Source organism: Acinetobacter sp. FL (genome assembly GCF_040744925.1).
GTDB classification, from domain to species: Bacteria; Pseudomonadota; Gammaproteobacteria; order Pseudomonadales; family Moraxellaceae; genus Acinetobacter; species Acinetobacter radioresistens.
Window position 1 is genome coordinate 3,142,030 of the sequence record NZ_CP160437.1, and the last position, 24,584, is coordinate 3,166,613.

Genomic DNA, 24,584 nt, shown 5'->3' on the forward strand with positions numbered 1-24,584 from the left:
AAAATTTTTAGCTAATTTACTTGAAAATTTTTGAAAGACTCTCATATCGGATAACAAACATAAGATTGTAAAAATTACTGAGGAATATGTCAGATGGCTAAAATTATTGGTATTGACTTGGGTACAACCAACTCATGTGTTGCTGTACTTGAAGGCGATAAAGTTAAAGTAATCGAAAATGCGGAAGGCGCACGCACTACCCCATCCATTATTGCCTATAAAGATGGCGAAATTCTGGTTGGTCAAAGCGCGAAACGCCAAGCAGTAACCAACCCGAAAAATACATTATTCGCAATCAAGCGTTTGATCGGTCGTCGTTATGAAGATCAAGCGGTACAAAAAGACATCGGCCTTGTACCTTATAAAATCATCAAAGCAGACAATGGCGATGCTTGGGTTGAAGTTAACGACAAAAAATTGGCACCGCAACAGATCTCTGCTGAAATCTTGAAAAAGATGAAGAAAACTGCAGAAGACTATTTAGGTGAAACCGTAACTGAAGCAGTCATTACCGTTCCTGCTTACTTTAACGATGCGCAACGTCAGGCAACCAAAGATGCGGGTAAAATCGCTGGCCTAGACGTTAAACGTATCATTAACGAACCTACTGCTGCTGCACTTGCGTTCGGTATGGATAAAAAAGAAGGCGACCGTAAAGTTGCAGTTTATGACTTAGGTGGTGGTACTTTTGACGTATCAATTATTGAAATCGCAGACCTTGATGGCGACCAGCAAATCGAAGTGTTATCAACAAACGGTGATACTTTCCTTGGTGGTGAAGACTTTGATAACGCATTAATTGAATTCTTAGTTGAAGAATTTAAGAAAGAACAAAGTGTGAACTTGAAAAATGATCCACTTGCGTTACAACGTTTGAAAGAAGCTGCTGAAAAAGCAAAAATCGAGCTTTCTTCATCAAATGCAACTGAAATCAACCTTCCATATATCACCGCCGATGCAACTGGTCCTAAACACTTAGTGATCAATGTAACACGTGCGAAACTTGAAGGTTTGGTTGCTGATTTAGTGGCGCGTACCATTGAGCCTTGCCGTATTGCGCTTAAAGATGCTGGGCTTTCAACTTCTGACATCTCTGACGTCATTTTGGTTGGTGGTCAGTCTCGTATGCCGCTTGTACAACAAAAAGTACAAGAATTCTTTGGTAAAGAGCCACGTAAAGACGTAAACCCGGATGAAGCAGTTGCGATTGGTGCTGCGATTCAAGGTGCTGTATTGTCTGGTGACAAGAACGACGTACTATTGCTGGATGTAACCCCGTTAACACTGGGTATTGAAACTATGGGCGGCGTGTTGACTCCAATTATCGAGAAAAACACGACGATTCCTGCGAAGAAATCACAAGTGTTCTCTACAGCGGCAGATAATCAGCCTGCTGTAGATATTTCGGTTTACCAAGGTGAACGAAAAATGGCTCAACAAAATAAATTGTTGGGTAACTTCCAGTTAGGCGATATCCCACCTGCTCCACGTGGCGTACCGCAAATTGAAGTGTCATTTGACATTAACGCTGACGGTATCCTGAAAGTTTCTGCAAAAGACAAGAGTACTGGTAAAGAGCAATCGATCCAGATTAAAGCAAACTCAGGTTTGTCTGATGCTGAAATTGAAGCAATGATTAAAGATGCGGAAGCGAATGCGGAAGAAGACCGCAAGTTTGAAGAACTGGCAAAAGCACGTAATGAAGCGGATGCACTGATCTCTTCTGCACAAAAAGCAGTAAAAGATCTGGGCGAGCAAGTAACTGCTGATGAGAAAACTGCCGTTGAAACAGCAGTTTCTGAACTTGAAGCTGCAACTAAAGAAAATGATGTTGACGCTATTAAGGCAAAAACTGAAGCATTACAAAACATCATTATGCCAATCACCCAGCGTGCTTATGAAGCCGCTCAAGGTGCTCAGGGTGGTGCGCAAGGCTTTGATCCGAATGCATTTCAAGGTGGTGATGCTGGTCAGCAACAAAAAGCTGATGACGGTGTCGTTGATGCTGAATTTACTGAAGTTAAAGATGATAAAAAATAATTTTTCACTTTAACTTTCAAAAAAACCGCGCTCAGGCGCGGTTTTTTCTTGTTTATAGTTTTAGGGTTTTCCGGTAAAAAGCCTTGCAATATTATGTATGGATATTACCCTGTCTAGTTACAGATCATTTTCATGATATGGTTAAGACAGCTAGAGGGGAACAAAGATGGATATTCAGGTGAGTTACTATCATATTCTGATTGAAGCAAATGATCATATCAGCACTATTGAGCAATCGCGTGATATCGAGCTATTTAATATTACAGACTTAAAGCCCTATCTTTATTCAGTACTGCTCCCCTACTTAAATGATTGTGCGATTGAACTTGAAGATGAAAATATTGAATTTAATGATATTTTACATTTCTCTATCAAGCAGACCTTGTTACCTATTGAACAGCTCATTGAAGAAGAACAAAAACTTTTGCCAAGTGATACTGAAATTACCATCACTGCATCTGAAATTTTAAATGACCATGAAGTTTGCCAAGATGTTACCGCCGTTATTATGGACTTGCTAGAGGCGATGATTACACCAGACGAAGATGATGAAATAATTTAAATTATTTTCCGACTTTTATATTCATGAAAAGCAGCGAAATATTTCGCTGCTTTAATTTTAAATTTTACTGCATAATATATTCAGCACGCAGAGCACGCAGAATTTGCTGCCCCGCCCGTCCGGTTGGATTTAATCCTAAACGCTGCTGTTCCTGACGAATGGCCTGCCGGGTTTTATCACCGATCAGTCCATCTACTGCCCCGATGTCATAACCCTTTCTTAATAAAAACTGTTGAATTTCACGCCGCTCCGCACGTGATGTTCCGGCATCATCGGTTGGCCAGGCCGTCAAAAAAGGTCCCTGTCCTTGTAAACGGTCAGACAAATGGGCAATCGCCAACCCATAACTTTCTGCCGCGTTATAACTATAAATTGCATCAAAATTTTTAAATACTAGAAAAGCCGGTCCATTTTCACCTGCCGGCATCATCAAACCTGCTGGTGTAGAACCTGAAAGATTTCCCTGAACCAGTGCAGTACCATCAGTACGAGTTAATCCGCGATTTACCCAGCTGTTTAAAGCTTTTTTATTACGCCGCCCTTCTCCCTGTGCAGAAAAACCTGAAGGAAGTTTGACTTCAAATCCCCAAGGCATACCGGTTTGCCAGCCGCGTTTTTTTAGAAAGTTTGCTGTAGAAGCCAAGGCATCTGTAGTACTTGAGACTAAATCACGCCGGCCATCTCCATCGAAATCGACCGCCAGTTCCTCATAGGTCGAAGGCATAAATTGGGTATGGCCAAAAGCGCCTGCCCATGAACCTTTTAATTGCTCTTCACGTAAATCTCCACGTTGTAAAATTCGCATGGCTGCAAAAAACTCGCCACGAAAATAACTTTGGCGCCGGCCTTCACAGCTTAATGTTCCAAGCGCTTGCAACAAGGGATAACTTCCTGAAATATCACCGAAGTTGCTCTCTACCCCCCATACTGCTACTACTGTTTCGGCTGGTACACCATAAGCTGCCTCAACACGCTTGAGTACCTCTGCATGCTGTGCCAGTTTCGTTCGGCCTGCCTGTACTCGCTCTTCATCCACCAGACCCGACAGATAATCCCAGATTGGTGTAGAAAACTCTGGCTGATAATTTAGCTTGTCGATTACTGAATAATCAGGTGTTAAAGATTGGGTATAACGGTCATAAGTACTTCCGTTTACTCCAGCAGATATAGCCTGTGAACGCAAGTTGCCCAGACATGCCTGAAAATTATTTTGTGGACTATAGGCATTTGAAATAGCAGATGTTGCTGTTACCGAAGTAGAACTCGATTGACCATTAATAATTAATTCAGCATTAACCTGAGACACGCTCAAAAAAGCGGTAGAAAAAATTAGAGCAAAGTGGCGCATAAGATCCTTATCACTTTGAATTTAAATTATTGTTTTTACCATAGCATTCTGAAGTCAAAATGGAAGTTTTGAAACGTAAATTTAAATTCATAATTCCTTGTTTTAAATTTATTTTAAATTTAAAAATTTTATCCACAACCTTTCAGTATTTAAATTTATAAAAATAGTTTAAATTCAAATTTAAAATCCATCTTTAACTGATTTGAATTCAAATAATTTCTTTTAAATTTATAGATAATTATCAATACGAATACACTGGCTAAAGAATGGTTACGCTCAACAAGATGAATTTTGAATTTATTTTTTAGTTTTAAATTCAGAATTTATTTTTTAAATTTAAATTTTATCCATAAGACAAACAGCATGAAACTTTGAATTCAAACTTAAAATAGAAAATTTAAATTCAATAAAATGAATTCATAAATCTAAATATTATTCCCTAATTTCATAAACTCTATATATAAAGCTACTTTTTTCAGTCGAATATTGAGTTGATAAATTCAGTAACTATTGAAGAATCTGGCGCGATTCAGATATTAAATAAAACTTAAAAAATTAAAGATATTTATAGCTAATAAAAAAGAGGCGCAATCATGCCGTAATGACAGCTATAAAAAAAGCGGTCACTAAAATGACCGCTTTTTTTAGCAACAGTTTAAGGTTTAAATGTTCATATCTTGAGTCAAGGCTAATGGCTCTGGCAATATTTTCGCCAGCTGACGGCATAGCTCTGTCAGCTCTGCATGATTAACCGGCATTAAGGTAATATGACCGAGTTTACGCCCCGGCCGTTCTTCCTTGTTATACATATGCAGATGCGCACCATTTAAAGCCAGTACCTGTGCGGCATCAGGATATCGCCCAATAATATTGACCATCACCGTAGAGCGAAGCACTTCTGTAGAACCGAGCGGTAGGCCTGCAACAGCACGTATATGGTTTTCAAACTGTGAACAGACTGCACCTTCAATTGACCAGTGCCCCGAGTTATGTACCCTTGGCGCCATTTCATTGGCATACAGACCGGCTTCTGTCACAAATAACTCAAGTGTCAGTACACCTACATAGTTCAGATGATTCAGCAGCCGGGTAATATAATCCTGAGCAACCGGCTGTAACTGCTCACTATTCGGTGCAGGTATAATCGAATGTGACAAAATACCATGATGATGATGATTTTCAGCTAATGGCCAGCTCTTAACTTCACCGTTCTGTCCACGTACCGCAATAATTGAAACTTCACGGGAAAATTTTACAAAGCTTTCTGCAATTAAAGATTTGGCCGGACCCAGTTCAGCCCAAGCCTGTTCAATCTGCTCTTGCTCGCGCAGTACAAATTGCCCTTTACCATCATAACCTCCAGTTGCCGTTTTCAGTACAATCGGTAGACCCAACTCGGTTACAGCCTGCTGTAGGCTCGACAAAGAATCTACTGCACGATACGGCGCTACTGGTATATCCAGCTGGTCAAACAGTGCCTTCTCTAGCAGACGGTTCTGAGCAGTAGCCAATGCTTGACGTGGTGGATAAAGCTGTTTGCTCTGCAAGAGAGTATCAACATCCGCGAGAGGCGTATTTTCAAATTCGAGGGAAAATACATCTGCACTTTCAATAAATTTTTCCAGACCCTGCACGTCATGCTCAGAAAAGACCTGACCCAATATTGCTGAAGGGCAGTTATGGTTGGCTTCAAAAAACGTACATTGAATGTTGAGTGGTAAGGCAGCTTGGGCCATCATACGGCCGAGCTGGCCGCCACCAAAAATACCGATAGTCTTATTCATGATATCGATCCTGTCTTAACCCTGACCTGGAATATTATTACCCGCAACTTTTGCAGTTTGCGCTTCACGGAAGCCTGCTATATTTTTTGCAATTTCGGGACGGGTCAAACCCAGAATCTGGGCGGCCATAATAGCGGCATTGGCAGCACCTGCAGGGCCAATGGCCAAGGTACCGACTGCAATACCTGCCGGCATTTGTACAATAGACAACAGGGAATCTACACCATTTAGAATTGAGGACTTAACCGGAACACCCAGTACAGGTAGATCGGTTTTGGCTGCACACATTCCAGGTAAATGTGCAGCTCCACCAGCTCCTGCAATAATGACCTGAATCCCACGATCGCGAGCTGTTTCAGCGTATTCAAACAGACGGTCTGGAGTACGGTGTGCAGAGACGACTTCAGCTTCAAAAGGGACACCAAGCTGCTTGAGCATATTGGCAGTATGTTCGAGGGTAGCCCAATCCGATTGGGAGCCCATGATAATTCCGACTAGGGGTTGAGCGTCAGTTGCGACCGCATTCATTGCTAATGTTCCAGAGACTAGGTAAAAAGAGATCTCGACCAGAGCCAAGCTTTAAATGAATAAGTAGCCCTCTATTATAGACTGATTTTTGCGCTCACGACCATTTAACCTTATAGCTGCTGGCTGTTTTTTATGATTTTTCAGGAAGCAGCCGAGAAACTTTATTAAAATAGTTAAAAAATTCTTACTGGCTGCGAAAGATAAAATAAACACAGCCTAACAGACATAAACCTGCCCATAAATAGTCCAACTTAAACGGCTGCTTAAACAGAAAAATCATGAAAGGAACAAATACCAGTAAGGTGACTACTTCTTGGGTAATCTTCATTTGGCCCAAGCTCCATCCATACTGGGATAAAAGACGTGTTGCCGGAATCATAAAACTGTATTCAAGCAGTGCAATCAGCCAGCCAAATAAAATAGCCTGCCATAACGGTACACCATGTAAAAATTTTAAATGCCCATACCAGGCCAGAGTCATAAAGCAGTTCGAAATAATCAATAACAGCAGGGGCAGGTACAGGTTTGGATTCATGGGTATTTATACAAGACGGTACAGGAGAGTAAAGACTTTAATCTATTTGAAAAATTCGACAAATATTTTAACCAGATTTTTTATCGTAATAATTTAATAGCGGGGCAACAGTAATCAGATCTGATAAAAAATCCCTGAAAGCCTTATAACGACTACAAGAACAACTATCTTTTCATGAATAGCCTTGCTATCGTTGCTGACAATTTTAATCGATCACGACAACAACACGATAAGATCAAGTGATGTGTCAAAAGTAGTAGAGAGGGTGAGTTATGCATCTGCATATTTTAGGTATTTGCGGCACATTTATGGGATCACTGGCACTTCTGGCACGTGATCTTGGGCATACTGTGACCGGTTCAGACCAGAGTGTCTACCCGCCAATGTCTACCCAGCTTGAGAATGCGGGCATTACCTTAATGCAGGGCTATAATCGCAGCCATTTACAGCCACATCCCGATCTGGTCATTGTGGGCAACGCCATGAAGCGTGGAATTGATGCTGTTGAATATATGCTAGATGCCGGTCTGCCTTATATTTCGGGACCACAGTTTCTGGCTGATCATGTATTACAGGGTAAACATGTTCTTGGTGTCGCGGGTACTCATGGTAAAACCACCACCACCACCATGCTGGCTTGGGTACTGGATCAGGCCGGTTTAAATCCCGGTTTTCTAATTGGCGGTGTGCCCCTTGGATTTAGCCAGAGCGCACGGCTGGGCGGGGGCAAGTACTTTGTAGTCGAGGCAGATGAATATGATTCGGCTTTCTTCGATAAACGCTCCAAGTTCGTTCATTATCATCCTAAAACAGCAATCCTGAATAACCTCGAATTTGACCATGCCGATATTTTTGATGATCTGGCTGCCATTCAAAAACAGTTTCATCATCTGGTGCGCACCATTCCAAGCACTGGCCGGATTATTGCGCCTATTACTGAAACCCATATTGATGAAGTACTGGAAATGGGCTGCTGGACACCTGTTATACGTACCGGTTTGGATACCGATACCCAAGCCGAACTCTATGCAGAACTAATTCAAGCAGATGGCAGCCATTTTAAGGTGCTGGAGCAGGGTAAGGTTATTGCTGAAGTTCAATGGTCCATGACAGGCCAGCATAGTGTTGCCAATGCTTTGGCTACCATTGCTGCTGCACAGCATGTGGGTGTCAGTATTGTTCAGGCATGTGAAGCACTGTCCAGTTTTGGGGGTGTCAAACGCCGTATGGAGCTGCTGGGTACGCTCAGGGGTATCGAAGTTTATGATGACTTTGCACATCATCCCACTGCAATTGAAACGACACTGGATGGTGCCCGTAAACGTCTGGGTGAACGGCGCCTTTGGGCGGTTATTGAACCGCGTTCAAATACTATGCGTATGGGTAGCCATAAAGACGGACTGGCCCACTCGACCCGCCTGGCAGATGAGGTAATCTGGTATCAGCCAGAAGGCCTGGACTGGGATCTGCAACCTGTAGTCGAGGCCGCTCCGAATAAGTCACAGGTGAGCCGTTCTTTGGATGAAATTATCCAGCGTATAGTTCAGGAAGCAGGTGAGGGTGATGCTGTGGTGATTATGTCAAATGGCGGGTTTGGCGGACTGCATCAAAAACTGCTGGCAGCATTACAAAGCTAAACTGAAAGAGCGGGTTAACACCCGCTTTTTTATGACTCTTTACTGTAGTGATGTATCCTGCCTGAGTGCCTTACGCAGAATTTTGCCCACCGTTGATTTAGGCAGTTCATGCAGAAATTCGATATAGCGTGGCTGTTTGTAGCCGGTTAAATTTTCTCGGGCATAAGACTGGATTTCCTCTGCTGTTAAAGACTGTTCTTTTTTGACAATAAAAGCTTTTGGTACTTCCCCAGATTTTTCATCTGCTACCCCAATCACTGCAACTTCCAGCACTTTAGGATGCTGTGATAAGACAGCCTCGATTTCATTGGGAAAGACATTAAAACCTGAAACCAGAATCATATCTTTTTTACGGTCAATAATTCGTACATAGCCTTTTGCATCCATGACGCCAATATCGCCACTACGGAAAAACCCGTCTACTGTCATGACTTTTGCTGTTTCTTCAGGCAGATTCCAGTAACCTTTCATTACTTGCGGTCCCCGTATGGCGATCTCGCCTTTTTCGCCTTGTACCACTTCTTGCCCTGTATCATCAAGAATTTTGATTTCTGTTGCCGGGAGTGGAATGCCAATTGAACCGCTGAATGTAGTGGAAGCCGGAGGGTTAAATGTAGCCACTGGAGATGTTTCAGACAGACCATAGCCTTCACGGATCATGCAGCCGGTAATTCTCTGCCAGGCATCGGCAGTAGATTTGAGTACAGTCATGCCGCCGCCTGTAGTGATGCGCAGATGGCTATGGTCGAGTGTTTTAAACTCCTGATGATTAATAAGTGCATTGAACAGGGTATTTACTGCTGGAAAAACTGCAGGCTGATATGTTTTAAAACAATGCACCAGATCAGACAGATCGCGCGGATTGGCTACCAGCACCGTGGCATAGCCTTTATTTAATGTACTGTGCAATAAACACACGGTAAAGGCAAAAATATGATATAGCGGAAGGGCACAGATCGTGACTTCATCTGCATAGGCATCACGGTCACCGAAGTAACTGCAAAACACTGCATTATTTTGCAGTAGATTGGCAATAATATTACGATGTGTCAGCTCTGCACCTTTAGAAACTCCAGTCGTTCCACCTGTATATTGCAGTACTACAGTATCCTCTTGATCAAGCTTGGGACGAAGATAGGTCTCCGGTAAAGTTTCAGAGAGAATATCTTTTAAACTGAATATTTGTGCTTCCTGTTGGCTTTCAGGTTTTTCAGCAGGATCAATCAGCAAATCTGGCGCAGCTGTAATCACCACATACTGTATAGCAAGCTGATCTTTGACCTGCTGGTAGACAGGCATAAACTGGTCGAGCAGTACCAGTACAGAGGCACCTGCGTCATGAAGCTGATGCTGTAGTTCACGTGCGGTATAAAGTGGATTGACATTGACCAGTATATAACCGGCCCGGATGACAGCCAGTGATACAATCGGATACTGAATGATATTCGGCATCATCACTGCTATGCGGCTACCTTGAGGTAGTTGAAGATGTTGTAAAAAGCTGGCAAATTTACGGCTATATTGCTCAATCTCGTCGAAAGAGAATTTTCTATCTTTAAAAATAAATGCAGTACGCGAGCTAAATTTTTGAAAACTATGTTCCCAGAAATCCAGTAAAGTCACATGTCGTGCAGGCAATTGAATAGTTGGGGCAATATTCCATTGTTTGTATTCATTTGACCAGACATTTTCTGTCATTGCTCTATCCTTTATTGTGCGCTTTAGATCAAAGCAGTTTTCTATTCAGAATTATTATTTTTAAATCAGTCTCTTATCATGGAGCTAGTTACTGCTCATTGCGAGCAGCTTCAAAATGATCTTTATATTTGAATTTTAAAAACAGGTGTGAATTACACACCTGTCGAGTCAAAGTCATTAATCAAACTTGAACTGTGCCGGATTAAGTTCAAATAGGGTATCCATTCCAGAACGGATCATTGCCGCATGGGTTAAGGTACGGTTTAGAATGCGGCTATAATAAAACTGCGCCGTAGCTACCTTGGCCGGATAGTAAGGATCTGTATCGCCCTGAGCAATTTTATCTTCCGCTACAATCGCCATTTTTGCCCACAAATAGGCAAATACGGTGTATCCAGAGAAATAAAGATAATCGACTGCTGCGGCACCAATTTCTTCTGGTCTCTGCTGCATTTTATCCACCACGTCTCTGGTCAGTTCTAACCATTCCTTGACTAGCTGCTCAAGCTGCTGCACCTGAGCAGAGAATTTATCGTGCTGCTGATGCTGCGCAGTAAACTCCTGAATTTCATCGGTCAGGGCTTTGAGCAGGTTACCTTTAGAACCAATTACCTTACGTGCCAGCAGGTCAATTGCCTGAATTTCGGTTGTTCCTTCATAAAGACAGGCGATCCGTGCATCACGAGCAATTTGTTCCATTCCATGTTCAGCGATATAACCATGTCCGCCAAAAATCTGCATTCCATGCTTGGCCGACTCTACCCCCGTTTCGGTCATGAATGCTTTGGCGATTGGGGTTAAAAGGGCAAGTTTGTTTTCTGCCTGTTTCTTTTCATCTTCATTATTTGAAAACTCGGCCATATCGACATAAGTAGATAAGTAATAGGCAAGGGCACGCGAGCCTTCTGCAAAGACTTTTTGAGTTAATAGCATCTGGCGTACTGCCGGGTGCACAATTATTGGGTCAGCCGGCAGTTCTGGGTATTGGGGTCCAGCTAGAGAGCGCATTGCCAGGCGTTCTCTGGCATATGCCAGTGCACCCTGATAAGAAGCTTCAGAAGCAGCCAGTCCCTGAATTGCAGTGCCGATCCGTGCCGAATTCATAAAGGTAAACATGCAGTTTAGGCCCCGGTTTTCCGGCCCAATCAGAAAGCCTTTAGCCTGATCAAAATTCAGTACACAAGTCGCATTTCCATGAATACCCATTTTATGTTCAAGTGCACTACACACCACGCCATTACGTTCGGCAATATTCCCGTCCGAATCCAAATTAAACTTAGGTACGATAAACAGGGAGATTCCTTTGGTACCCGCAGGAGCATCTGGTAAACGTGCCAGTACAATATGAATAATATTTTCAGCCAGGTCATGTTCCCCAGCAGAAATAAAGATTTTTTCACCACTGATAGCATAACTGCCATCCGCATTGGGCACTGCTTTGGTCCGGATCAGACCCAGATCAGAGCCCGCATGGGATTCGGTCAGGCACATAGTACCTGTCCATTCCCCCGAAATCAGCCGGGTAAGGTAGTGCTGCTTCTGCTGTTCAGAACCATGATGTTCAATAGTTCGCATGGCTCCATGTGAGAGTCCAGGGTACATGCCCCAAGCCCAGTTGGTTGAAGTAATGATTTCTGAAATTGCAATACGGAATAGGGTAGGAAAGCCCTGTCCACCATACTGCTCATCGCCAGTGAGTGAAGTAAAACCCAGCTCGACATATTTTTTATAGGCATCTTTAAAACCGTCTGGCGTGGTTACTACACCATTTTCCAGCTTGCAGCCCTGCTGGTCACCAATACGGTTAAGTGGTAAAAGTTCGTTCTGGCAAAAATCTGCTGCAGCTTCCAAGTACTGCTCTAATATCTCTGCACTAAAGTTATCTTGGGCAGCCGGATATTGTTGATAGCTCTGTTCAAAGTTTAAAAAATCATTGAGAACAAATTTCATGTCGCGTAGCGGTGCAATATAATTCGGCATCGGCCATATCCTTATCGGGTTTGTAGTCTGAATTTCTATCTGTACGGCTCAAGCTATTTGTAAATAATATTTCGCACTGTGAAATTCAGTTATGTTTTATTCCATCATAATTTAAGAAATCTTGAAAATCCAGTGAAGCATAAGAATAGCTATTACAAAAAATTTCATATCAAGAAATTAAATTTTAGCTAAAATTTTTAAATATACTCAGAAAAGCAGTCATCTTATTTTTACTAATCAAGTGGCTTAGGATTTACTTTAAATAAGCTGTACATCTTATTGGTTCTATTGGATGAGACCGGCTGTACCATTAGTTGACTAGAAACGATAACCAATCTTTAATCCATAGCCGATAGAATGGTTATCTTTAAATTCGCTGACATAGTATTGACTTCCTGCCTGTGCACCGACTTGCCCTTTGGCGTCTCCAAGCCAGGTATATTTCATTCCTCCAGAAATAAAATATGACGTGGCAGGGCTATATTGAAAGCCCAGTCCAATATTGTAATAACCTTTTATTGGACCGCCCGTAGATACATATTCTCCAGCACCGGAATCCCAACCTATAGAAGCAGAACCATTCCATTTGGAGCTAAAACGCTGTCCAATACCTAAATTCGCTGACCACTGGTCATGAAAATAGCGCACCAGATTAAATCCCTCCGGCCGGCTCGGCGTAGAAAGCACACCGACTATTTCAGATATTGCGCCAAAGCGGTAAGGTTGAAATGCGAAGTCATCCCAGTTTACCCAGCGCACATTACCAAACAGAAGAGTGCCCGGCCGTAAACCAGTTTGGAACTCAAGATTAAGCGAAGCCGGTGATTCAAATTTGGTGGTTCCAGACTCCCCTGCAGAAGGTAAACGGGCAACGATACTATTAATGGCAGCCTGCTGCTCCGGAGAAATCTGGCCAAGAGCTACCAGCTGTTGCAGATAATTGCCCACATAATCTCGTCCGGACCGGGTACTCAGCATATCAATCAGTGGTGCTTCTTCGCTGGCATTAATCTTGTGGGTGATTGCAGAGCGGTAAGTTAAGGAAGTCCTGATAGCATTTTCAGGAATCTGGTAGGCGAAGCCGGCAAGCCAGCCCCAATCTCCTGTTTCCTCGGCCTGAAAGTTATAACCGTTATATAAGCTGTAAGTGGCCCCCCGCAGTTGAATATCGCTTTTAAAAGTCTGATAAACCGGCCCTGCATAAACATTCCAGTTTTTATTGGGCTGATAGCCCATGATCCAGCTCAAATTCTGTGTATCTACCTGTGACAGGGTTTGTCCCTCAGGTATCTGACCATCTGTAGCCTCAGCCAGACTGCCAGTTGTAATTCCTGGCAGTACCACCTGATCCTGCGGAGTAGCAGTGAAACTGTTATTTCCTGAGTATTCACTGTCTGAAGCAAAAGGCTGATCATAAATCAGGCCAAATGAAAATTGTGGTGCAAGCTGCAATTTGAATGCAGCAGCCGGCCGATAATCAGTATTGGCAATATCATCAATCATACGGTCAGTATTTGTCGTGCCAGCCTCCTGGCCCTTGAGTGTAGTATCACTGACCGTTAAAGTGGCTTCAAAGTAATTGCCCGGCTGTAAAAAACTGGAGATTGATTGGCCAGTACGGTCAAATGCTGCCGCATGAAGTGTTGGGCTAAATAATGTTCCAATTACTGTAGCGATTACTGTCTTTCTCATTCTTGTGATCCTTTTCTTATATGGAATCTGATCGGTTATTGATCATGGTTTTTTATTTATAAAAATTCTTTTTAATCTGTTAATTTGTCTTGCATTTTTAATAAAAAATCTAATTAAAAGTAGATTTTTGCTTTGTGAATTCTTTTTTAATCAGCTTTTTGCGGATCATATAAGCGGTCTTTAATAAATAACAGCGGAATCAGGCCACATAGAAAATAAGCAGCCCCCATTACCAGAAGGCCGGTTCCAATAGAGCCATTCTGAGCAAAAATACCAATTGTAACAGGCGCAAAAATTGCTCCAATTCGCCCGACATTAAATGCACCGCCAACCGCCGTTCCACGAATAGATGTTGGAAAACTTTCGGTCATGTAAGTAGCATTAATAGCAAATGGCATACCGTACAGGAAACCGAACAACAACATCAGCCATAAAATATTGGCAGGTGTATTGAGGTAGACCAGAACAGGAATAAACAGCGCCGTGCCCATAGTTCCAAAAGCAAAAACTGCACGGCGTCCCCAGCGGTCGGCGACCATCCCTGCTACAACCTTGGCAAAGATCATGATCAGGAATGTACCGATCATATACATGGTCATCTCTTTAAACTTGATGCCGACTTCGGCCTCAAGATAAGATGGTAACCAGTTACTCATACCATAATAACCAAACTATAATGCACCCGCACTTAATGACCAGAGTAAAAACATCTTGCGGTGTTTTCTCTCTTTAAATATATTTTTATATGGATTGGTGGGTTTGATAGTTTGTGCCAGCTGTTCGGCTTTCTTGAGCTTTAAGGCAATGGATTTTTTCCAGGATTCCGGCTCTGGTACCATAAAATGAATCAGAACCGAGAGAAAGATGGGAACAATAGTAATCCAGTACAGCATTCGCCAGCCATAAGCCGGAATAATCCAGCCGGCTAACAGTGTGGCCACCAGAGATCCCATAGTGAAACCGGTCATTAGCGCCGCAAGTACCGTAGTCCGGTATTTGGTAGGCACATATTCTGACATTAAGGTATTACAGGCAATGTATAATGAACCCAGTCCGACCGCAGCCAGCGTTCTTAAAATAACAAACTGATAATAGGAGTCTGCGAAACCTAATGCACAGGATAGAACAGATGAAATTACCAGATAAATTACAATAATACGTACCCGGCCAAAACGGTCACAGGCCCAGCCGCCAATCAGGCCACCTACTGCACTGCCAATCAATGACCAGCTGCCCAAGGCACCTACCTGAATCGAGGTTAATTCGAATTCGGCTTTAAGACTGGTCAGGCTATAGGTTAAAAATGCAATATCAGCGCCATCGACCAGTAAAACCAGAAATGAAAATATAAATGCGGTCATCCAGACCTTTTTAGCAGGCGGTACTGAAACCTCTTCTATTATTAAAGGTGAAACCTTTTCCATATTAAATTTTCCTTATTATCTTTATTGCTTACAGCAAATTATTGTTTTGGGTATTAAGCAGCAATTAGAAGTGATGTCATATAGTTAGATATACCGGTGATAGAACAGGCTCATCAAATTCTTAATATTTTTTCTAGTTTTCCTCCTGGGCTGTAGAGGCTTATCTTTATGGTTTCTGCTATTGCGTCACTGCAGCAGCTTTTGTCTTGAATTGAGTTTTTATATGAGTCGGATATTAATGAAATAAACCAGCTTTAGATGAGTCCAAAATTTTATTTCATAATACGAAATATAAAATCATATTCCCATAAACTGCTCAAGTGTTTTTCCTAAAACACTACAAAGAAGCCAAGATTGCCTATTAAGCTAAGTTTTTATTAAAAAAGCATTGCATTGGCTATAGAATAAACTTATTTTTAATAAAACATATTTCCGCATAACGAAACAATGGAGATAAAATGGAACAGGTCGTTCAGGTTGAATATTTAAAATCCTATGTAGCTGTAGTTAAAATTCACCGTCCAGAAGCAAAAAATGCCTTAAATACCCAGGTCAGGATTCAGCTGGCACAAATCTTTAATCAACTCAGCGATGACCCGGAAATTCGTGCCATTGTATTGACAGGCGGAGAACAGGACTTTGCAGCAGGCGCAGATTTAAAAGAGTTGGCAAATGCTCATGCAGTTCAGATGATGCAACGTCGCAGTGAGCGTTACTGGCAGGCAATTGCCAGCTGTCCAAAACCGGTCATTGCTGCAGTCAATGGCTATGCTTTGGGTGGAGGCTGTGAGCTGGCCATGCATGCAGATATTATTATTGCCAGCCAGACAGCGGTATTTGGACAACCAGAGGTAAAAGTTGGTGTAATGCCAGGGGCAGGTGGTACCCAGCGTCTGTTCCGTGCGGTAGGCAAATTCCAGACCATGCGCATGATATTGACTGGCTGTCTGGTTCCAGCTCAAGAAGCCTTACAAATGGGCTTGGTGTCCCAGTTAGTTGAAGAAGATAATGCGATTCCAGCTGCCCTCAAAATGGCTGAATCTATAGCTAAATTGCCTCCTGTCGCGCTGGAACAGATTAAAGAAGTTGCGCTGATGGCCGAAGATGTACCTCTTCATGCGGGCCTGGCGCTAGAGCGTAAATCCTTCCAGTTACTCTTTGATACCGAAGACCAGAAAGAAGGCATGCAGGCTTTTATTGAAAAACGAAAACCAAATTATCAGGGTAAATAATTCAGGGATAGAAACATGAGTATTCAGATTCAGCAGATCGGAATTATTGGCACAGGCACTATGGGCGCAGGTATTGCCCAGATTGCAATCCAATCTGGCCACGATGTAATACTGTTTGATGCCAAGGCGGGGGCTGCAGAGCAAGCCAGAGAAAAACTCGGCAAGACTTTAAATACGCTGGCCAGTAAAGGAAAATTCAGTCAGGAAAAAGCCGATCAGGATTTGAGCCATCTTAGTATAGCGACCGAATTGGAACAGCTCAAAAACTGTGACCTGATTGTTGAAGCAATTGTTGAAAATCTTGAGGTCAAGCAGCAGCTCATGCAGCAGCTGGAAAGCCTGGTGGGTACACAAACCATTCTGGCTTCCAATACCTCTTCTTTATCTATTACTGCAATTGCTGCTGGCTGTAAGCGTCCTGAACAGATCGTAGGTTACCATTTCTTCAACCCTGTACCGCTGATGAAAGTTGTCGAAGTCATTCAGGGCTTCAATACCCGTGAGGATATTGTAGATGCACTCATGCAGCTCTCTGTCAAAATGGGTCATCATCCGGTTAAAGCACAGGATACCCCGGGCTTTATCATTAATCATGCGGGCCGAGCTTTTGGCAGTGAAGCCTATGCCATGCTGATTGAAAATGTGGCTTCAGTGTCTGAGCTTGACCGGATTTACCGTGATGGTATCGGTTTTAAAATGGGTCCATTTGAACTGGTAGACCTGACCGGGATGGATGTCTCCCATCCGGTGAGCGAATCAATTTATCATCAGTACTATGAAGAAGCCCGTTATCGTCCAAGTGTTATTACCCGGCAGCGATATATAGCCAAACAGCTGGGCAGAAAGACCGGTAAAGGTTTTTATGACTATACGACTGGTGAAAAGCAGGGTGAAGACCCGGCAGTTTTTGTAGAAAAGCTGGATCATTATCCAACCGTCTGGATTGCAGCAGACCTTGAAAAAGACCAGAGTATTTTAAAAGATTATCTGGAACAGCAGGGCATAATGCTAGAAACAGGTCCAGAGCCTTCTGAACAGGCTTTAGTGCTCATTGCCAGCTATGGTGAAGACGCAACGACTGCGGCCTTACGCTATCAGGTAAATCCGAAACAGGTAGTATGTATTGACCTGCTATACGGTTTTAATAAACATCGTACTCTTATGCCAACCCTCATCACTGACTCAAAACATAAGACAGCAGCACATTCCATTTTTAATCTGGATGGCACCTCACTTAGCATGATTCAGGAAAGTACCGGCTTCGTAGCACAGCGTGTACTGGCCATGATCGTCAATCTGGGCTGTGACATTGCCCAGCAGGGTGTGGCCAGTGTTGAGGATATTAACGCTGCAGTACGTATGGGTCTGGGCTATCCTTATGGCCCGATTGAATGGGGCGACAAGTTGGGAGCAGATAAAATTCTGCTTATTCTGGACCGTATGTCTGTAATTAGCCGTGATCCACGTTATCGTCCGAGTGCATGGTTACGCCGTCGTGTTCAGTTAAAACTGCCATTGGTCACGACTGTATAATCCTTTAAAGTCTCTCAGGTACTGCTTGTAGCAGCAGTACCTGTTCAGATACAAGACTCAGACAGCTACATCAGCAAAACTTTTCTCACGCTGAAACATGGTAGCTACGTAAGAGCAGACTGGAATAATCTTGACCTGTTTCTCACGTGCATAAGCAACTGCAGCATCAAGCAGTTCGCGTGCCACGCCTCGGCCACGTGCTGCCGGACTGACCCAGGTATGATCAATAGCAAATTTGTCCTCACCCTGCCACACATAAGTCAGCTCGCCCAAGCGTTCGCCATTTTCAGGAATAATAAAGGCACCGCGCTGGTCATTTTCATGATGCTGAACTTCCATACTTTTCTCCTTCATGAATCTTGTCAATTTGTTTTAACATGCCACATCCAGACAACAATTACCGTTGATTTGAGTTATTTTTTTAAATTGCACTTTGTTAAAAAATGTGCAACTCTACACATATTCAAATAGAGCATTCTATTTGAGACAGAATTTTAGTTTGACAAGGGGAGTAGCCTCCTCCAAGCGTAGCCGATAGTTTTTTATAACGTTCGGTTGCGTGTCAGATATCGTCAATACACTTTGCAAAAAGTCGGTATCTGAGCATCAGGATGTTCTAACCCTGATGTAGGCAAGACCTTGATCATGTTGACACAGATGAATAAAAACATCTGGCAGCAGGTCAAGGTTTTTTTGTGCCCGTATGCCGGATGAGGAGATAGTGATGGAATCAATCGGCAGTATGGGATTGTATCTGGTATTTTTTGCCATAATTGCAGTCATGCTTTTGGTAGATTTTTTAGGTTTCAGACAGCATCAGGATCAGCCTGTTCCTATGAAGCAGGCTGCGTGGTGGAGTGCAGCCTGGGTAACCGTTTCAGTGATTTTTGGTGCAGGTCTCTGGTTTTATCTGCAACAGAACAGCGGAATTGAAATTGCCAACCAGAAAACCATGGAATACTTTACCGGTTATCTACTGGAAAAATCGCTGGCTATTGATAATGTGTTTGTCTGGCTGATGATTTTCTCGGCATTTGCCATTCCACCTGCTTTGCAGAAACAGGTTCTGCTTTACGGGGTTCTGGGTGCAATTATCCTGCGGACCATTTTTATCTTTATTGGCGCATGGATGGTACAGGAGTTTTCCTGGGTACTTTATATCTTCGGTGCCTTCCTGGTATATACCGGCTATAAATTCCTGAAAGGGCAAGATGATGACCCCAATATTGAAGAGATGGCCTTACTGAAATGGCTGCGTAAGCATTTTCGTATTACCCCGCAGCTCGAAGGTCATAAATTCTGGGTACGTAAACAGGGCCAGTTATGGTTGACGCCGCTCTTTGTAGTACTGATTCTGGTTGAATTCTCTGATGTAATTTTTGCAGTAGATTCTATTCCGGCAATCTTCGCAGTCACCAGTGATCCGTTTATTGTTCTTACAGCAAACCTGATGGCGATTCTCGGTTTACGTGCCATGTTCTTTCTGCTATCTGGTGCTGCAGTAAAAATGCATTACCTTCCTTATGGTTTAGGTGTAATCCTGCTGTTTATTGGCGCAAAAATGCTTCTGCTTGACGTATTCCATATGCCAATCTGGATTTCTCTAGGCTTTATTGCAGTTGTGCTCACCATTACCGGCTGGATGTCATACCGTTATAACCAAAAGCAGCTACCACAATAGTCCACAGATAGCTTAAACGGTTAAGACTCTGACTTAACCGTTTTACGCATTATAACGGTATACAGTCGCTGAGAGTTACGGTTAAAATCGGTTGAAAAAAGTATAACTTGCAGGTTTTAACCATGTCTTCACTTCCCATTTCCACAGCCATTCGCGGGCGTTTTCTAGATATTCGGCAGATTGTAGCCCAGCCTACCGATCTGGCTCATCAGGTCCGCTATTTAGAAGATGGCCTGCTGATTACAGAACAGGGGAAAATAGTCTGGTTTGGCCCGTGGCAGGAGGGCCAGACCCAATTACCTGCCGGTATTCTGGTAGAACATTATCCTGAACAGTTGATTGTTCCTGGCTTTATTGACACGCATATACATTATCCGCAAAGTGAAATGGTTGGTGCATATGGCGAGCAACTGCTGAGCTGGCTTAATACTTATACGTTTCCGGCTGAAATGCAGTTTGAAAATCCTGAACATGCCAGCAAGATTGCCCATTTTTTTGTAGAAGAACTGCTTAGAAATGGAACCACCACTGCATTGGTTTTCTGTACGGTGCATCCACAATCAGTAGATGCATTATTTGAGCAGGCAGCACAGTACCAGATGCGGCTCATTGCAGGTAAGGTCATGATGGACCGTAATGCGCCCGAGGCACTTTGTGACACGGCCCAGAGCAGCTATGAAGATAGCAGGGCACTGATTGAAAAATGGCATGGCAAGGGCCGGGCACTCTATGCTATTACACCACGTTTTGCGCCTACCTCTACACCGGAACAATTGCAGCTGGCGGGAAAATTAAAAACAGAATTTCCGGATGTCTATATACATACCCATTTGAGTGAAAATCTGGATGAAATTGCTTGGGTAAAAGAATTGTTCCCTGAGCAGCAGGGTTACCTGGGGGTTTATCACCATTACGGCCTGACTGGAGAACGCAGTGTATTTGCACATTGTGTTCATCTGCAGGAGCAGGAATGGGACTGTCTGCACCAGAGTAAATCTGCAATCGCATTCTGCCCAACATCAAACCTGTTTTTAGGAAGCGGGCTGTTTCCATTGTCTAAAACCTGGCAAAAACAGGTAAAGGTTGGCCTCGGGACTGATATTGGTGCAGGTACATCATTCAGCCTGTTACAGACAGCCAATGAAGCATATAAAGTCCAGCAGTTACAGGGCAACAAGCTCTCTGCGCTTGAAGCTTTCTACCACGCTACACTGGGGGGCGCACGTGCATTGAACCTAGAGGACAAACTGGGCAATTTCGATTTAGGTAAAGAAGCTGACTTTATAGTACTCGACCTGAAGGCAACAGCTTTACAGAAACTGCGTCAGGAACATAGCAAGGGACTAGAAGACAGCCTATTTGCCCTGTTTACATTAGGAGATGATCGTAATGTTGAAGCAACCTATATCTATGGACAAAAGGCCTACAGCAAAGCAGAACCAGTCTAGAGTTCCTGGTAGTAGTCTTTTTAAATGGGGAGTATTGGCTTTAGCCTGTGCAGTTCTGCTCAAGTCTGATCAGCCCTCAACTAACAGATAATTCACATTCTGGCTTCTGAAAAGGATGCACAGAATGAAAAATTGCATTAAAATTTCCCTATTCGAGGTGTTGCAGGTCAACACCTTTTTTATTTTTCCATTTTACTCGTTTTTAGGGATCTGCCCATGACCATTGAAATGAGCGTATTGATTTCTGCTGAAGAGATTCAGGCAAAAGTCAAAGAGCTTGGTGCAAAAATTGATGCTCACTATGCACAAAGTGACCGGGAACTGGTTCTGATCGGACTGTTACGTGGCTCGGTCATTTTCATGGCAGATTTATGCCGTGCCATTCATAAACCACATGAACTGGACTTTATGACCGTCTCCAGTTATGGGGGAGGCACTACTTCAAGTCGTGATGTAAAAATCCTGAAAGATCTGGACGGGGAAATCCGGGGTAAAGATGTTCTGGTAGTCGAGGATATCATCGACTCAGGCAATACCCTGAGTAAAGTTCTGGAAATTCTGCAAACCCGTAATCCTAATTCAATCGAACTCTGCACCTTGGTAAGCAAACCGTCACGCCGTGAAATTGAACTTGAAGTCAAATTTTTAGGCTTTGAAGTAGAAGATAAATTTATTGTTGGCTATGGTCTGGATTATGACCAGAAGTATCGACACATTCCTTTTATTGGGGAAATTGGTCTTTAGTTTTCTAAATTCCTGATACTTAAAAGTGGCCTATGGCCACTTTTTTTATACGTTCTTTAGCAGTTTTATCGTATTGATGCCCTAGCGGCACAAAAACTCAACAGGAAGTAGCATTATGGCACTTTTTAAAATTTGATACGTGCTCAATGATAATAAGCGTACATGTTCCAGACATCACATCAGAAAAGATAAGAAGGAGAACGCGTATGTGGTCACTTATTGTTGCTATTATCGTCGGTTTCATTGCAGGGCTAATTGCACGGGCAATTCACCCAGGTAATGACAAGGCAGGCTTTATCGTTACCACTTTATTAGGGATCGCTGGTGCACTGGTGGCTACCTATGGTGGCCGTATGCTCGGCCTTTATGATGAAAACTCGGCTGCAGGCTTTATTGCATCAGTCGTGGGTGCATTGATCATCCTGTTTATTTATAACATGATTACCAAGCGTTCACGTGTAAATCATCATCCTTAAATAATTTAAAAATTAAAATAAAAAAGCACCGTTTCCGGTGCTTTTTTATGGCTATAGCTTATAAGCCAAATTCCTGCCAAGCCTGTTCAATCTGTTCCGCCGGATAAGCCCCCATCAGTTTAAAACCGTTTGAGAAAATGATTGCCGGAGTACCTTGCAAGCCCAGTGATTTTCCCAGACTCAAATTCCGCTCAATCGGATTAGTGCAATTGGTATTGGCAGTGGGCTGTATTCCTTTAACTAACAGGTTTTGCCAAGCCACTGTACGGCTATCCGAACACCATACCTGTTTAGCCGGTTTTACCGACTGTGGTTTGATCGGATAAATAAAACTATAAATCGTCACATTATTAAGTTTGGCAAGCTCAGTCTCAAGCTTTTTGCAATATGGACAATTTGGGTCAGAAAAAACAGCAAGTTGACGCTTGCCGCTGCCTCGCACTATTTTAATCGCATCCTGTAAAGGCAGCTGTTTCCAGTCAATACTATTTTGCTTAAGCACCAGATCTTTGGTTAGATTCTGCTGATCCTTAAGACGTATCATGGAACCAACCAGAATATGATTGGCTTCTTCACCCACGTAAACTACTTGGCCATCTAGCACTGCACTATAGATTCCATTCATCTCAGTAGACTGAATCTGCTCAAATTTCAGGTTAGGATAATGCTGCTTTAAATTATTCTGTACTGACTCTACATTGGCAAAGCAGCTACTACTGAGTATTCCAGCTAGCGCTAGCATTAATAATTTTTTCATGCGTGGATGGCTCATTTTAGGTTAATCCTGCCTGATTCTAATCTTTTGGCTCTTTTTAAACATATTTTTAACAAAATATTTTAACTAACTAAGGAAGGTTTCACGTGGAACATCTACAATGGCATATTGATTTCAACCGAAATATGCACCACTTCCTCATGAATACTTAATGCATCACGAACCTGATCAGCATTCAAGTCATCTTGGGTTTCCAAAGCCAAAATACAGGCAAATTTTCCACGGCCTACTTTCCACACATGCAGATCAGTAATTTCTACTTGTACTGGTAAACCGACAATAACCTCACGAATCTCAGCGACTACCGGATGATCCATTTCTGCATCCAGCAAGGTTCGGCCTGTATCTCTTATAAGTCCCCAGGCCCAGCGCGCTACCAATACAGCACCAGCAACTCCCAAGACGGCATCCAGAAAGGCCCAGCCGAAATATTTTCCAGCCAGAAGCGCAATAATAGCGAAAACCGATGTCACCGCATCAGCAACCACATGCAAGAAAGCAGCTTTTTGATTTAAATCATGACTATGCTTACGATGTTCATGTTCATGATGGTGATGGTGATGGTGATGGTCAGTATGATCATGCAAGAGCCAGGCACAAAGCAGATTTACCAATAGGCCGAGTACTGCGATCGGAATTGCTTCATTATAGTGAATAGCAACCGGAAAAATCAGACGTTCAACTGAATGAACCGCCATATATAAAGCTACAACAATCAATAAAATGGCGCTACTGTAGCCTGCCAGAATTTCGATTTTCCAGGTTCCAAAACTGAAACGCTGGTCATTTGCATAGTGGCGCGCCGCGCGGTAAGCCAGATAAGCGAGCCCCAAAGCCAACATATGTGAACTCATATGCCAGCCATCAGCCAGTAAAGCCATAGAGTTAAATAGCCAGCCACCACTTATTTCGAGTAGCATCATGAAACCGGTTAACAGTGTAGCCCACAGGATTCGTTTCTGGGCTAGCGGATTCCCCTGATCAAACTGGTGTTTATGGTGTCGGGATAGGTTAAAATTTTGCATAACAGTTTATTCCATATACTCCCCCCTAGTATAATTATTTTTAGAGGTCATGCATGGGTCATTTACATCAGGACAAGAAGATTTTAAATCGGGTCAAGCGGCTTCAAGGGCAGCTTCAAGCTGTAGAAACTGCGTTGCAGCAAGAAGATAAAAGCTGCATTGAAGTATTACAGCAGGTGGCAGCTATAAAAGGTGCAGTAAATGGCCTGATGAACGAGCTGATTGAATCTCATCTACGTGAACATGTAATCAAACAAAATGATGATAATGAAAAGGAACTGGCCGAGTTTCTCAGGTTGCTTAAGCGTTATACCTGATTTGGCCATAGATCTTGGCTATCTAAATAGTAATGTCCCAGATTTATGACAGGCACTAATCCAGGTTACTTATTTACTTTCGATTTTTCGAAGGCTTCAGGCTACTATCAGCTTTATTCCTGCTT

Annotated in this window: 20 protein-coding genes and 1 pseudogene; 10 read left to right on the forward strand and 11 right to left on the reverse strand. The window is 42.9% G+C overall.

Going from position 1 to position 24,584, the window contains the following annotated elements:
- Positions 1-93 precede the first annotated feature (93 nt).
- Together dnaK and ABZP31_RS14735 are read left to right on the forward strand one after the other, a co-directional pair.
- Entirely contained in the window at positions 94-2,040 is a 1,947-nt protein-coding gene (gene dnaK, locus ABZP31_RS14730) for a molecular chaperone DnaK (RefSeq protein WP_005023873.1), read from the forward strand.
- 166 nt (positions 2,041-2,206) lie between these two features.
- Entirely contained in the window at positions 2,207-2,602 is a 396-nt protein-coding gene (locus ABZP31_RS14735) for a hypothetical protein (RefSeq protein WP_005023870.1), read from the forward strand.
- A 64-nt stretch (positions 2,603-2,666) separates the two neighbouring features.
- Here ABZP31_RS14735 and ABZP31_RS14740 read toward each other — a convergent pair whose 3' ends face one another.
- The 4 genes from ABZP31_RS14740 to ABZP31_RS14755 all read right to left on the reverse strand — a co-directional run bounded on the left by ABZP31_RS14740 (position 2,667) and on the right by ABZP31_RS14755 (position 6,797).
- Positions 2,667-3,950 (reverse strand): lytic murein transglycosylase, encoded by a 1,284-nt coding sequence (locus tag ABZP31_RS14740; RefSeq protein WP_248130397.1) that lies wholly within the window; start codon positions 3,948-3,950, stop codon positions 2,667-2,669.
- A 662-nt stretch (positions 3,951-4,612) separates the two neighbouring features.
- A complete protein-coding gene (locus ABZP31_RS14745; protein ID WP_248130396.1) occupies positions 4,613-5,734 on the reverse strand; it encodes a 5-(carboxyamino)imidazole ribonucleotide synthase in 1,122 nt (373 codons plus the stop codon).
- Between the two features lie 15 nt (positions 5,735-5,749).
- Entirely contained in the window at positions 5,750-6,262 is a 513-nt protein-coding gene (gene purE / locus ABZP31_RS14750) for a 5-(carboxyamino)imidazole ribonucleotide mutase (protein ID WP_248122826.1), read from the reverse strand.
- A gap of 184 nt (positions 6,263-6,446) precedes the next feature.
- On the reverse strand, positions 6,447-6,797 hold the full coding sequence (locus ABZP31_RS14755) for a DMT family protein (protein ID WP_016801137.1): 351 nt from the start codon (positions 6,795-6,797) through the stop codon (positions 6,447-6,449).
- Between the two features lie 272 nt (positions 6,798-7,069).
- Here ABZP31_RS14755 and mpl point away from each other — a divergent pair, with 272 nt between their 5' ends.
- Complete coding sequence (gene mpl, locus ABZP31_RS14760) at positions 7,070-8,434, forward strand: UDP-N-acetylmuramate:L-alanyl-gamma-D-glutamyl-meso-diaminopimelate ligase (RefSeq protein WP_248134743.1); 1,365 nt, start codon at positions 7,070-7,072, stop codon at positions 8,432-8,434.
- 39 nt (positions 8,435-8,473) lie between these two features.
- Here mpl and ABZP31_RS14765 read toward each other — a convergent pair whose 3' ends face one another.
- The 4 genes and pseudogenes from ABZP31_RS14765 to ABZP31_RS14780 form a co-directional block, all read right to left on the reverse strand.
- Positions 8,474-10,132 (reverse strand): AMP-binding protein, encoded by a 1,659-nt coding sequence (locus ABZP31_RS14765; protein WP_248134741.1) that lies wholly within the window; start codon positions 10,130-10,132, stop codon positions 8,474-8,476.
- A gap of 177 nt (positions 10,133-10,309) precedes the next feature.
- Positions 10,310-12,112 (reverse strand): acyl-CoA dehydrogenase C-terminal domain-containing protein, encoded by a 1,803-nt coding sequence (locus ABZP31_RS14770; RefSeq protein ID WP_248134739.1) that lies wholly within the window; start codon positions 12,110-12,112, stop codon positions 10,310-10,312.
- Positions 12,113-12,430: 318 nt separating this feature from the next.
- On the reverse strand, positions 12,431-13,804 hold the full coding sequence (locus tag ABZP31_RS14775) for a long-chain fatty acid transporter (RefSeq protein WP_248134737.1): 1,374 nt from the start codon (positions 13,802-13,804) through the stop codon (positions 12,431-12,433).
- A 146-nt stretch (positions 13,805-13,950) separates the two neighbouring features.
- A pseudogene (locus ABZP31_RS14780) lies at positions 13,951-15,228 on the reverse strand (MFS transporter).
- A gap of 458 nt (positions 15,229-15,686) precedes the next feature.
- Between ABZP31_RS14780 and ABZP31_RS14785 the strand changes: the two are divergent.
- Together ABZP31_RS14785 and ABZP31_RS14790 are read left to right on the forward strand one after the other, a co-directional pair.
- Positions 15,687-16,460, forward strand: coding sequence for an enoyl-CoA hydratase (locus tag ABZP31_RS14785; RefSeq protein ID WP_367156850.1), 774 nt, complete (start codon positions 15,687-15,689; stop codon positions 16,458-16,460).
- Positions 16,461-16,475: 15 nt separating this feature from the next.
- Positions 16,476-17,993, forward strand: a complete 1,518-nt coding sequence (locus ABZP31_RS14790; RefSeq protein ID WP_248134735.1) for a 3-hydroxyacyl-CoA dehydrogenase — start codon at positions 16,476-16,478, stop codon at positions 17,991-17,993.
- 57 nt (positions 17,994-18,050) lie between these two features.
- Here ABZP31_RS14790 and ABZP31_RS14795 read toward each other — a convergent pair whose 3' ends face one another.
- Complete coding sequence (locus ABZP31_RS14795; protein WP_005017561.1) at positions 18,051-18,332, reverse strand: GNAT family N-acetyltransferase; 282 nt, start codon at positions 18,330-18,332, stop codon at positions 18,051-18,053.
- 385 nt (positions 18,333-18,717) lie between these two features.
- On the opposite strand from ABZP31_RS14795, the gene ABZP31_RS14800 reads away from it, so the two are divergent.
- The 4 genes from ABZP31_RS14800 (at position 18,718) to ABZP31_RS14815 (ending at position 22,342) form a co-directional block, all read left to right on the forward strand.
- A complete protein-coding gene (locus ABZP31_RS14800; RefSeq protein WP_005017558.1) occupies positions 18,718-19,674 on the forward strand; it encodes a TerC family protein in 957 nt (318 codons plus the stop codon).
- A 122-nt stretch (positions 19,675-19,796) separates the two neighbouring features.
- Positions 19,797-21,122 (forward strand): guanine deaminase, encoded by a 1,326-nt coding sequence (guaD, locus tag ABZP31_RS14805; RefSeq protein ID WP_017401118.1) that lies wholly within the window; start codon positions 19,797-19,799, stop codon positions 21,120-21,122.
- Between the two features lie 216 nt (positions 21,123-21,338).
- The gene (gene hpt / locus ABZP31_RS14810; RefSeq protein WP_005017552.1) at positions 21,339-21,866 is read left to right on the forward strand and encodes a hypoxanthine phosphoribosyltransferase; all 528 of its coding nucleotides are present in this window, start codon (positions 21,339-21,341) and stop codon (positions 21,864-21,866) included.
- Between the two features lie 206 nt (positions 21,867-22,072).
- Positions 22,073-22,342 carry a GlsB/YeaQ/YmgE family stress response membrane protein gene (locus ABZP31_RS14815; protein ID WP_005017546.1) on the forward strand — a complete coding sequence of 90 codons (270 nt, stop codon included), beginning with the start codon at positions 22,073-22,075 and terminating at the stop codon, positions 22,340-22,342.
- Between the two features lie 58 nt (positions 22,343-22,400).
- On the opposite strand, the gene ABZP31_RS14820 is transcribed toward ABZP31_RS14815, so the two are convergent.
- Positions 22,401-23,114, reverse strand: coding sequence for a DsbC family protein (locus tag ABZP31_RS14820; RefSeq protein ID WP_017401117.1), 714 nt, complete (start codon positions 23,112-23,114; stop codon positions 22,401-22,403).
- Between the two features lie 98 nt (positions 23,115-23,212).
- Positions 23,213-24,142 (reverse strand): CDF family Co(II)/Ni(II) efflux transporter DmeF, encoded by a 930-nt coding sequence (dmeF, locus tag ABZP31_RS14825; protein ID WP_367156851.1) that lies wholly within the window; start codon positions 24,140-24,142, stop codon positions 23,213-23,215.
- 53 nt (positions 24,143-24,195) lie between these two features.
- On the opposite strand from dmeF, the gene ABZP31_RS14830 reads away from it, so the two are divergent.
- The gene (locus ABZP31_RS14830) at positions 24,196-24,459 is read left to right on the forward strand and encodes a metal/formaldehyde-sensitive transcriptional repressor (RefSeq protein WP_005023836.1); all 264 of its coding nucleotides are present in this window, start codon (positions 24,196-24,198) and stop codon (positions 24,457-24,459) included.
- Positions 24,460-24,584 lie beyond the last annotated feature (125 nt).